The sequence below is a fragment of the Paenibacillus sp. OSY-SE genome, from assembly GCF_000283315.1.
In the GTDB taxonomy this organism is placed as follows: Bacteria; Bacillota; Bacilli; order Paenibacillales; family Paenibacillaceae; genus Paenibacillus_B; species Paenibacillus_B profundus.
In genome coordinates this window covers 19,733-31,096 of sequence record NZ_ALKF01000140.1, presented here as the reverse complement: position 1 = coordinate 31,096, position 11,364 = coordinate 19,733, and the positions used below count along the sequence as shown (strand labels likewise).

At 50.2% G+C, this 11,364-nt stretch carries 10 protein-coding genes; 3 read left to right on the top strand and 7 right to left on the bottom strand.

Going from position 1 to position 11,364, the window contains the following annotated elements; all coding sequences use genetic code 11:
• Positions 1 to 190: hypothetical protein (locus A372_RS38360; RefSeq protein WP_026010869.1), on the top strand; the 190-nt coding region annotated here is incomplete at its 5' end.
• Here the strand turns inward: A372_RS38360 and A372_RS0103410 are convergent.
• Positions 187 to 1,545 carry a nucleobase:cation symporter-2 family protein gene (locus tag A372_RS0103410; protein ID WP_019419439.1) on the bottom strand — a complete coding sequence of 453 codons (1,359 nt, stop codon included), beginning with the start codon at positions 1,543 to 1,545 and terminating at the stop codon, positions 187 to 189. The two genes, A372_RS38360 and A372_RS0103410, sit on opposite strands and share 4 nt — an antisense overlap.
• Before the next feature lie 255 nt (positions 1,546 to 1,800).
• Here A372_RS0103410 and A372_RS0103405 point away from each other — a divergent pair, with 255 nt between their 5' ends.
• The gene (locus A372_RS0103405) at positions 1,801 to 2,778 is read left to right on the top strand and encodes an aromatic ring-hydroxylating oxygenase subunit alpha (protein WP_019419438.1); all 978 of its coding nucleotides are present in this window, start codon (positions 1,801 to 1,803) and stop codon (positions 2,776 to 2,778) included.
• 570 nt (positions 2,779 to 3,348) lie between these two features.
• Here the strand turns inward: A372_RS0103405 and A372_RS37145 are convergent.
• From A372_RS37145 to A372_RS0103375, 6 genes are all read right to left on the bottom strand, one after another.
• Positions 3,349 to 3,528, bottom strand: coding sequence for a hypothetical protein (locus A372_RS37145; RefSeq protein ID WP_157259416.1), 180 nt, complete (start codon positions 3,526 to 3,528; stop codon positions 3,349 to 3,351).
• The gene (locus tag A372_RS0103395) at positions 3,521 to 4,882 is read right to left on the bottom strand and encodes a radical SAM/SPASM domain-containing protein (RefSeq protein WP_019419437.1); all 1,362 of its coding nucleotides are present in this window, start codon (positions 4,880 to 4,882) and stop codon (positions 3,521 to 3,523) included. The genes A372_RS37145 and A372_RS0103395 overlap by 8 nt, the downstream gene beginning before the upstream one ends.
• Positions 4,883 to 5,069: 187 nt before the next feature.
• A complete protein-coding gene (locus tag A372_RS33115) occupies positions 5,070 to 5,579 on the bottom strand; it encodes a CcdC family protein (RefSeq protein WP_019419436.1) in 510 nt (169 codons plus the stop codon).
• A 265-nt stretch (positions 5,580 to 5,844) separates the two neighbouring features.
• The gene (locus tag A372_RS38990) at positions 5,845 to 7,758 is read right to left on the bottom strand and encodes a CotH kinase family protein (RefSeq protein WP_019419435.1); all 1,914 of its coding nucleotides are present in this window, start codon (positions 7,756 to 7,758) and stop codon (positions 5,845 to 5,847) included.
• 14 nt (positions 7,759 to 7,772) lie between these two features.
• A complete protein-coding gene (locus A372_RS0103380) occupies positions 7,773 to 8,468 on the bottom strand; it encodes a DUF4956 domain-containing protein (RefSeq protein WP_019419434.1) in 696 nt (231 codons plus the stop codon).
• Positions 8,468 to 9,181, bottom strand: a complete 714-nt coding sequence (locus tag A372_RS0103375) for a polyphosphate polymerase domain-containing protein (protein WP_019419433.1) — start codon at positions 9,179 to 9,181, stop codon at positions 8,468 to 8,470. Before A372_RS0103375 ends, A372_RS0103380 begins: the two co-directional genes overlap by 1 nt.
• Positions 9,182 to 9,444: 263 nt before the next feature.
• Here A372_RS0103375 and A372_RS0103370 point away from each other — a divergent pair, with 263 nt between their 5' ends.
• Positions 9,445 to 10,671 (top strand): purple acid phosphatase family protein, encoded by a 1,227-nt coding sequence (locus A372_RS0103370; RefSeq protein WP_019419432.1) that lies wholly within the window; start codon positions 9,445 to 9,447, stop codon positions 10,669 to 10,671.
• Positions 10,672 to 11,364: the final 693 nt, after the last annotated feature.

The window sequence follows — 11,364 nt, the reverse complement described above, 5'->3', positions numbered from 1 at the left end:
TGAATCCGAGTCATCCCCGCATCGTCTCATCCCAATGACTTGGATTCAACAGCGACGGAAGCGGATACCCCCACCATTCTTGTTTCTTTTTCAATTCATTTCGGGTTTCTCAACAAAATCAGGCAGCAAGCGCGGTGCGCTGCTGCCTTTTTTCGTGCTTTTTGCATATATGGAAATACAGAACGATTAGGAAGCCGTCGGAGCATCGCTCGATAGCACGGACTCTTGTTGCGCTTTTTGCTTGCCTGAAGGAATGAGCAGATTCAGAATCAGAGCGGCGAGCGCGCCGACTGTAATGCCGGAAGACAGGACGTAGACAGCGAAGTCCGGCAATCCGTCCAATGCGCCTTGCGGCAGCACCGTCACCGCCATCGTGAGCAGAATCGGCACGCCGATAATCATCATGGCCCGCTCATCCAAATCGACGAACTGGATGACCTTCAGCCCGTTCACGACAATCGCTACGCAGACGACGCCGAAGATGCCGTTAATGACAGGCTCTGGAATGCAAGTAATCGCAGCCGACAGCTTCGGCATGAGACCCAGGGCGATAAGAATTCCCCCTCCGGCCATAATCGCCATCCGGCTTCCTACACCCGTCACCGCGATAAGCCCTGCATTGGAGGAATAGCCGGTCATCGGCGTGCCCCCGAACAATGCGCCGACGAAGCAGCCCAAGCCTTCTCCGGCTGCCGCGCGATTCAAGCGCTCATCCGTCAGCTCCTTCCCCGTAATGGAGGAAATGACGAACCATGTTCCCGTCGTTTCAATCAAAATAATAAAATAGACAAACATCATCGTCAGAATGGCACTTAAATCAAACACGGGTGCGCCAAACGGAAAGAAGCTCGGCAAGGAAACCCAGTCTGCGTCGGCTACCGGCGCAAAATCAACCGTTCCTAAGAAAGATGCCACCACAGTGCCGACAACGATCGCGACAATGACCGAAATGAGGCGCGATACAGTACCTAGACCTCTGGATTGACGTCCCAGCAGCATGCATGCGATAAGCACGCCTGCAGATACAGCGGCGATGAGGATGTTCGTCCACAGATCCCCTGGCGCTCTATAAATATTATTCATGCCGGTCGGCATGAGCGAAATGCCTACAATTAGAATGACCGTACCGCCTACAAGCGGAGGGATCACACGGCGTACCGCCTTGGCGAACCATTTCAGCGGCATGCCTAGCAGAATCATCAGCAGCGCGCCGGGAATGAGACTTCCTGTCATCGCGCCCAGCCCAAGCTTGCTTCCGATCGCGCCAATAGCGCCGATTGGCACATACGATGGTCCTTGTACGACAGGCAGCCGTAAGCCGAAGCCCGTCTGAATCAACGTCGCAATTCCAGTTCCAAGAAAGCACATTTGAATAAAAAATGAAGTGTCAGCTGCGCTTAACGAAAGCAATCCGGCAATGATAATGGGCGCAATGTATAAATCCATCGCCAAGACGTGCTGAAGCCCGAGAATGAAAGCTTTCCCCATACTGATCTTATCGTCGACGCCGACGACAAGCGTATTTGTCTTCGCTGGTTGTTCCATGAGTGATATCAGCTCCCAATCTTCTGTATCGTTCCGTATATGATTTTTATCACAACCTGATTATAGTGCGAAGTTTTATTTTTGTATAGGAAATTTACGAATATTTTTTAGTTTTATATTTATATTGTTCGTCTTTAAGGTTGACTGCAACGTCTATTTTCCCTAAAATGAGCTTATGTAACGCTTGAAAAACGAAAGTACCAGTAAGGAGTCATTTAGAGTATTAACTTCCAAATAAAGGGGACTAATGAAATCATGATCGTCAACGACGCCGTATTGCACAATGAATGGATAGTGGCCTGCCGTGCTCAGGACCTTCAGGAGAAGCCGATGCAGGTGCTCATTATGGGAGAACGTGTCGTCTTGTTCCGCACAGAAGAAGGGGTGCATGCCTTTAAAGATTTGTGTGTGCATCGTGGTGCGGCGCTGTCGCAAGGCTGCGTAAAGGATGGAAAGCTGGTCTGTGCCTACCATGCATGGGAATTCGACGCTTCCGGCGCCTGCGTAGGCATTCCGCAGCTCCCGAAAGAGCAGGCTATTCCTACCAAAGCGCATGCAATCACATACGGGTGTAAAGAACGTTATGGCTTCATTTGGGTCAACCTTGGCCAAGCGGACGCGCCATGGTTCCCATTCCCGGAATACGGTGCCGCCGGATGGCGCAACGTCATCTGGGGACCGCAGACCGTGGCGGCGAAGCCACCGCGCATCGTCGAGAACTTCTTGGATGTCGGCCATCTGGCTATCGTCCATGAAGGCTATTTGGGGGTTGAAACGCATACGGAAATCGGAGATTATCGTGTACACCGCGTACCGGAAGGCATCCGTTCCGAGGAAATTGCTATTTTTCAGCCAGATCCAGATGGTTCGGGGCAAGCGAAGCACGTGTATTACACTTATGAGATCGCACGTCCGTTAACGGTGAAATTCACGAAGCGCGACAACGAGACCGATCATCTCATGTCCATCGTGCTGACGGTGCAGCCGAAGGATGCGGACACCTCAATTGCATATGGAGTGCTCTCTTTCAATTACGATACCGGCATGTCCGATGAGGAAATAACGAGCTTCCAGGATATGATTTTCGCGCAGGACAAGCCAGTGGTTGAGAATCAGAAGCCAGAGGATTTGCCGCTTGACCTGCAGGTGGAGCTGTCGCTCAAATGCGACCGTGTCAGCATTGCCTACCGCCAATATCTGAAGGAGCTCGGCGTCGTCTGGGGAACGGCCTGAGACAGCGATGACCGATCACTTAGTCTGGGGCCTGGAAAGGTGCCCAGGCTTTTTTGCATTCAATGTGATCGACTTCGTCTCCAGCACGGCACCGACGTCCAACCTTTACCCCATATAACGGATGAATTCCGCAGCAGGTTTTCGTGGAGACGCAGCACTCGCTTTTTCTGTTCCGCGGTGGAGCCCGGAGTAAGTTCCATTGGAAAATATACATTGAAATGTACGGACTCGGCGGCTAAACGGCATGTAGACTGTAATTTGTCCAATGGATCCGGCTGTTTTTCAGCCATTAGTGAGGATGGAGTGTCGAATCATTGGAAGAATTCCAATGAAACCTGCCATAAAGGGATATACGCTGCTGTTTCACTGGACACAATCCAATGGATGAGCAAGTAAATAACTAGTTACTAAGATGTCATCCAACCTGAGCAATATGGAGTATAGTAAGAAACATGTGATGGACATGATCATTCATTCTATGAAAAATTACGGCTAAACACTCATCGGCTTCCCTCACGGGAGCCGATGAGCCTAGCGCACGGCTATATTACCGCCAACTTACTCCTAAGATTAACTCAAGTGGCCCGGTACCGATTTGGATACGCGTCCGGTCTTCACGCATGCAGCTTGCGCTGCGGGACGGATAATTTTCATGCCTGTCACCTCCTTGCAATGAGTGGAGCGGTACGTACATTCAGCCTCGCTAGAGCAGAACGGCCGCATTCGCTCTGTACAATTCGTTCTATACATCCACCGCCGCTGCCGCTTCCTCGGCCTGCGTCTGCAGCCAAATCGTGCGCAGCACCTTCTTAATTTGGCGCTTCTCGTAGGAACAAGGACGGTTGCCCGAACGCATCCGATAGAGCGGACAGTGATTGCCTTGGCATGCCGGGCGGAAGAAGCAAGCCCGACACTTCTCATCCGTTTCTTCTCCAGACGTCGTCCACAACGCCAGCTTGTCCATATCCAACTCCAGTTGGCCATCTGCATGAATGCGACCGAGTTGATTGTTCACTTGGTCGATGGCGACAGAGCATTTGTACAGCTTGCCGTCCGAACCGACAATCATCGAGTTCGGCTTCGCCGCGTAGCAGACCGCCCCGGTCGGCAGCAAAATGTCAGAGATGAAGGAACTTACGTTCAAGCCTTCTTCTATCGCCCGCTCGTTGAATTCCCAAATCTTCTTATCCTTAGTCCGATCATCGCAGACCGGCAGCGTAAGATCGTTCTCGCCGCCCATGCAGCCGACCGGACGAAAATACACTTTAAAGCGTGGATCGTCCGCGAACAAATCGCGCAGCATCGGAATGAACCGGTCGACCGCCTCCAAGTTGCTGTTGTCGAAATTGACCCGCAAATTGATCTCGAACGGCCGTTCCACAGACTTGAGCGACAGCAGATTGTCGACAATCCGCTGATACGTTCCGCCCCCGCCATGCAGGCCGCGGCGCACATCATGCGCCTCCTCCGGCCCGTCCAGCGTAACCATCAGGCGTTCCACACGCCAGTCGAGGAGCTGCTCGAACCGTTCCCGCGTCAAGAAATAGCCGTTGGTCGACATTTCCGCGTTGTAAGTCACGCCGTACTTTTCACACGTCGATATAAACGACTTGGACAGCCGCTCAATAATTTGCGGAACTAATAGCGGCTCGCCTCCATGCCAACTAATCGTCAGCAGATTAAGCGTCTTCGCACGCTGCTCGATATATGCTTCCAGACCGGCAATGACCTCTTCGTGCATTCGGCCGCGCGGAAAAGATTCATAGCAGTAATGGCAGCGGAAATTGCATGCCTCCGTCACGAGCAGCACTAAATGCATCGAATCCAACTGGTGCATCGCGTGATGAAGGAACTCGGCCCGGCGCAGCTCGTCCGTGTCCGCCTGCACGAGAAATCCATGCTCGATCAGTTGGTCATGCAGCCCATCCTCCGATTGATGCGCCGACTGGTTCGGCCGCAGCCACCCTAACACGCGCTCCCGCTCTTCCGGCGAGAAAGAAGCTAGGGCACCAGAGTAGCTATTGTATAGTACGAGACCCCCATCATCCACTTGCGTTTGCGCATTGAAGCGCGACGGGCGCCATTGTTTCACTTCTTGATTCATCAAACGTTCCCTCACTTGTTCTGTCTAGATCTGTAGTATCGACAACTATATATCATGCCGTGATACGAGGCGGCTCACAATGACACCGGTCACGTTTCTTGTGAATCAATGCACGCATACTCGATAGGCAAGCACAAAAAAGAACCCTGAGCCTCTTCATATGAAGAAGCCGGGTTCCCGACACGCGCTATTTCAGCTTAATGCTGGCACTATCCGCCTCATTTCCTCTCGTCAGCTTCTGGAACTGCATCAGCATGGCTGCACGCCATGGGAGCAGCATACCGAACGCAAGGATGAAGAAGATGGAGGCGCTTTGCGAGATAGACACGTGCTGTTCCACCACATCATGCAAAATGAGCCGTAAAATCAATAAGGCAATAATCACAATGATAAACATGTTGGAACGTTTCAAATATATCTCGCCGCCGTTCATCTCGAACTTGGAAGTGCGTATCAGCGGATACGAGAAGCAGATCGCACCGACTAGAAAAGCGGCAATTCCCCACGTCCACGGAATGCGCATCGCTGGAACGACAAACATTAAAAAGCCGGTAGCCATTCCTATAGGCGGCATAATGATTTTCTTGGCGGACGTCGGCTTATTGGATGCGCGCAAACGCAGCACAATGACGGCCGTTCCAGCAAACAGCGAAACAATTAACGATAGAAGCTGCGACGACACCATGGCTTGTGACATGGCAATTCACCTCGGTATGTTAAATAATAAAAATAATCGATAGGCACGTCTTGTAATCTTTTGTCTATGATTTATTTTACATGATTATGTCCTTTCTTACAAAAGGTTCGCCTGTGCTCAACACTCCCACAGATCCAATATCATACAGAATAGAGATGCCAACTAATTTCTCACACGAGGAACACACAAGAAACGTATCCTAAAAAAGAAGGCGACCTCTCTCCGATTAAACCGGGAGTGATCGCCGCTTCACAAAATGATAAGGTTATATCCGCTTTCTTTTGTAGCGGGTCACAATTACGCAAGCCAGGCCAAGCACCGCCAAAGAGACGACAGTCGTGACGGCTTCCTGCATGCTGCCTTGCGTCGTGCTGCCGCCTTGTCCGGGTGGCCCGCCCGGGCCTCCGCCAAAGCCGCCGGCTCCTCCTGGTCCGCCTTGGCCTCTTCCAGCACCATCGGCTCCTCCCACTCCGCCCTGACCTCCACCAGCACCAGCGGCGCCTCCCGCTCCGCCTTGACCTCCACCAGCACCAGCGGCGCCTCCCGCTCCACCCTGACCTCCACCAGCACCAGCGGCGCCTCCCGCTCCGCCTTGGCCTCCACCAGCACCAGCGGCGCCTCCCGCTCCACCTAGGAATCCGCCGGGTGGCTCCATTCCACCTTGCCCATTGCCCAATCCATTGGCGCCCTCCGGCACCACTTGCTCAGCCTGTCCGTTTGGAGCGCCAGCGCTCTGATTATTTTGAGCAGCGTTGTTGCCTTTATTTGCTTGATCATTCCGGCCGTTCTGGGCAATTGCCTCCCCAGCTGCAGCAGCATCGTTATTGCCAGCGTTATTCACTCCCGGCATTCGTTCTCCTCTGCCTCCTCCCGGACCGCCGAAGCCACCGCCGCTTCCACTCCCGTCGCCAGAGGATGCAACTGTACCGTCAAGCTGCTGTGCGATATTTTCGACCGTGCTGGCATTTGTATCAGTCAGCTGCTCTACAGCTTTTTGATGCTGCTCAAATGTGTAGAAAGCAGTCGGATCCTGTTCGACACTGGCAGATATCATGTCCGCTACTTGCTGTACCCGCGCCGCAAATGACTCGGAAGACAGATACCCCTCGATCGAAGTGCGGATCATTTCATGATACATATCCTTGTATTCATCTACGGCGAGAAGCTTCGCGATAAGCGGCCGTTCTGACAGAGCGCCTTGAGTAGGCTCATCTATCAGCACACTCGCCCCTCCCGGTCCTCCCCCGAAAGCCATATTATAGTCCCATGGCAGGACCGAAAAAACACCGTCATTTTCATACAAGTAATAGTTTTGTTTGTTGGCTCCAAGGTAACTGTCCCAATTGACGGTAACCACATTGAGAGCGATATATTTCAGCACTTCCTCCACATCGAGCACCTGTTCATAATCGGAACCGTTGTTCAGTTCATTTAGCATGTCGATTAAAGCTTTGCCGTTAGAAGCTTTGGATTTCAATACAAGCCCGGAATAGGAAGCGGCATTATCACCCAACCACGACAATTCGGTTCCGCTGCCGTTGAACTCTGCTTTGTACAGATCCCCGTACGTATTGCCGAAATTCCGTTCCAGATACGCGTCACCCACTTGTTCCACCGACAAATAACACCCTCTCAGTTCCCCATTCACATATACATTTACGAAGGAGAATCCAGGCGTGGGCAGCCCCATTTTCTCAGCAAGCTCATAGGTTAGAAATTCCTTCATATAAGAGGCATCACTGTAATTGTTGTTTAAGTTAATTTTGCTGATACCGTACAGTGTCTGATTCGATAAATATTCGTCAAACGACAGCTTAAAGCTGTATCTGTCAGAATCGGAGTTGACCACGCTTCTTAAGCTCAGATTTCCTTTGGTCCTTATGCCCACATTGTCGAGATGAATACCGTTATAATCGACAGCAGCTATCTTCATCTCTTCTGCCGAGGCATTGTCCAGCATATCTTGAAAATCATCTTCGTCTAATGTAATTTTCACGTCGACGACTTTATCCTTTGGAAATACATTTTGATTGATCTCGGCGATTTTATCGGATGAAGAAGGACTGTCCATAACTCCCGATGCTCCATCCTTAAAAAAGGTCATCATTCCGGCTGTGATAATGATGAGCAGTGCAACGCCTGCGCACAAAATAATTGGTAAGGCGGATTTGAATCTCATGTTCCCACCTCCTGTCATTGAGATACATAATCGCCGCTGTAGCTGATTAACACAGCATTGCTCACTCCGGATAGCTTCGTAATTTCATTAACGAAACGTGGATCATCCTGACCCAAGCGAACCTCCACTGTCATTTCGACGCCAGAGTCCGTGACCGTTTTTTGCTTCACGTTAAAGCGTTTGACCAGCGAATTAAGCTTCTGCAGGATAGCCTGTTCACTTTCAGCAGAATCACAGTTGACTACGAGCAGATAAGGCGTCTCAAAAGAAGCACTTTTAATGAAAATAAATAACACCATGCCAACAATAACGGAGCCGACAACGGCCAGTGTATAAAATCCCGCACCAGTGACAATGCCAGCCACGGCCGCCCAGAACAGGAATATCAGATCCGTAGGATCCTTAATCGGCGTTCGAAAGCGGACGATACTCAATGCGCCTACCATCCCTAGCGACAGCACCAAGTTAGAATTTATCGCGATGATGACAAGTGCGGTTATTAAGGTCATGCCAATCAGCGATACGTTAAAGCTCTTGGAATACAGCACGCCGCTGAACACCCTCTTATATAACAAATAAATAAAGAGTCCGATGACGAATGCGATAGACATCGTCAGCAAAATGGTGATGATACTAATGTCCGAGTTGAAATTTTCAAGCACCGATTTTTTGATAAGATCGGAGAAGTTGGTCGATGTATTCTGATCCATTATTGATCCTCCCATGTGTTGAATTTTAAATATTTGCGGCAAATCACATACTTTGAGTTAGATTGCCGAATCAATCCTTCGGTCTGAATTGCGGTTCGAATGTATTCAGGCAGAAATTCGTCATACTTTACCTCGAATACGATGGCATTGTTATCATAGGCATCAATCGTGTTCAAGTCTGGGTTGAAAATGTGGATGGCGTTTAATCCTGTTTTTAGATGCTTGTCGAACGTAATTCTTACATTTCCCGCCCTGGATACATACGCCTCACGCACGTAATCGACGATAACTTTGGGTCTTAGCAGCCTGTTCTTTATCTCGCGGTATACCTCAAACAGCAGCGGTCTTTCCGGAATGTTGAGCACCTCGTAATGTCCTTCCAAGATGGAGTCCACCATTTCTCTGGTTAGCGGTTCTTTCACTTTGGCAATGTAATCGTTAAATTTGATTTTTTTCTCCAAGTGAATGACACGATCCGAGAAGTTGTAAATCCGGATCCGATATTTCTCCCGATCCCGGACTCCGCCCAGCTTCTCATGCAGCGCTTTGTTGTCGATATCATCGAAATAGAGGCTGCGGATATGATACTCGCCACTCACTTCAGCATGCTTGTCCCTTTGCAGCACATTGATCAACTGTTGACGGATGATGTGATACTGATGATGGTTCATGTGATATTTTAATTCGTGACGGAACTTTAATGACGGATTCAATGGATACACCTCTTTCTGCTAAATGGATAATTCCGCATGGGCGAGGCCTGGTACGGCAAGGTACAATGGTGTACGGGACATAGGTGCATACTTGCTGCATCTGCTGCTTTACAAACACTTTACAATGCGTAACCAATTTTTCGCTGAATAGAACCTGAATGCAAACTGAAAGTTTTCAGCATATTTCATTTTGGGGTTGAATAAAGTGCACCGTTACGATTTGATAAAGAGAACAGCATATTTAAATGAGAGGAGCGAGGAGCATGGGTGGAAAAAAGAGAATTTGGGTACTCGGAGCGATGCTAATCATGTTCATTGCAGCAGCTTGCGACTCAGAATTGTTGCAGGCGGAGGAAGCCGCTTCGGTGAAGCCTAAGTCACTTGTGACCACGTTCAAGGGCGATCCCCGCGCGAGCCGGTCCTTCACGTGGCATACGAACAACCCCGATACGGCAGCCATCTTACAAATAGCCAAAGGGACGCACCCCGAAGCATTAGAGGGGCAACAGGTTATTACGATAAAGGGGACGACGACTACAATAGATATTGGCAAGGGTCGTCTTCAAGGGGTTCATAAAGTAAATGCGGATAATCTTGAGTCGGGAACCGACTATACGTATCGTGTCGGAAACGGCGATCCTGACGGATGGAGTGAACCAGCCACGTTCACGACCGAAGCGGAAGGATTGACCGATTTCACCTTCATTAACGTTACCGATTCTCAAGGTGTGACGGACAGCGATTTCAAGCTTTGGGGACATACATTAAATCAGGCATTCGGGAAGTTTCCAGATGCGCGGTTTATCGTGCATAATGGCGATCTGACAGAGAATCCCGAAGACGAATCGGGGTGGGACTATTTTTTCAAGGAAGCGAAAGCGTGGTTGACGCGGTTCCCTCTCATGCCGGCGACAGGCAATCACGACGAAGTAGACGAGAATGCGGACCGTTATGTATCGCATTTCAACGTTCCTGACAATGGGGCAGATGGCTCTATTCCAGGGACAACCTACTCGTTCGATTACGGGCCCGTCCATTTCGTTTTTTTAAATACAGAATCGAATATAAAAGGGCAAACCAAATGGCTGCGCCAAGATTTATCTGCCACAGATAAGCCGTGGATTATCGTAGCTCTGCATCGCGGTCCGTACGGCGGCAATCAGGATAAATCCATACTTAAGCGATGGGTTCCCGTGTTCGACGAGTTCGGCGTCGATCTGGTGCTGCAAGGACATAACCATGAATATTCTCGATCGTATCCTTTGAAAGACGACCAAATCGTTGCAGAAGGAAAAGGAACGGTCTATGTCGTGACCAATGCTTCAGGAGCAAAATTAAATGTGAAGAAGAAGGATAAATATTATCATCAAGTCCATTTTCAGCCTGACAAGCAAATGTTCGCGGGCATTCGCATCAATGGCGACACCCTGACCTACCAAGCATACGATATTGACGGAACGAAGCTGGACGAATTCGTGCTCAAGCATTAAACTGCAGCCAACACGATGACATCCCACTTGAAAAAGCCGAGGCGACCAAGTTCGCCTCTCTAACTCCGATGCTCGCTCTCCCCTTCAGTCAGAGCAGCTGCCTGCGATGGTGTTTGCGACTCCACCCTTCTGCTCGTTCTCCCCCTGAGTCAGGACATCTGACCGGGGACGGTGTTGCTCACTTTACTCTTCTGCTCATTCTCCCCTTCAGTCAGAATATCTGTCCTGCCACGGGGGTCAACTCTACTCTTCTGCCCACTCTCCCCTTCAGTCAGAACATCTATCCTGCCACGGGGTTCACCTCTACTCTTCCGCTCACTCTCCCCTTCAGTCAGAGCAACTGCCTGCGATTGTGTTCGCGACTTCACCCTTCTGCTCGTTCTCCCCCTGAGTCAGGACATCTGGCCGGGGACGGTGTTGCTCACATTACTCTTCTGCTCATTCTCCCAATCAGTCAGAACATCTGGCCTGCCACGGGGTTCACCTCTACTCTTCCGCTCACTCTCCCCTTCAGTCATGACATATACCGGCAAGTGAGTGTTCTTTTTGCTGCTCTCCCGGTGAATCAGAAAGGATAACGGACAAAAATCGTGAAATTAGTAATCTACATTGCGAGAAAAGGCAGAGATTTGGTTGGCTCACATGGTGAAGCATTTCTGAACATTGGGGAGAGTGGAGCTAAGGGCATAATAG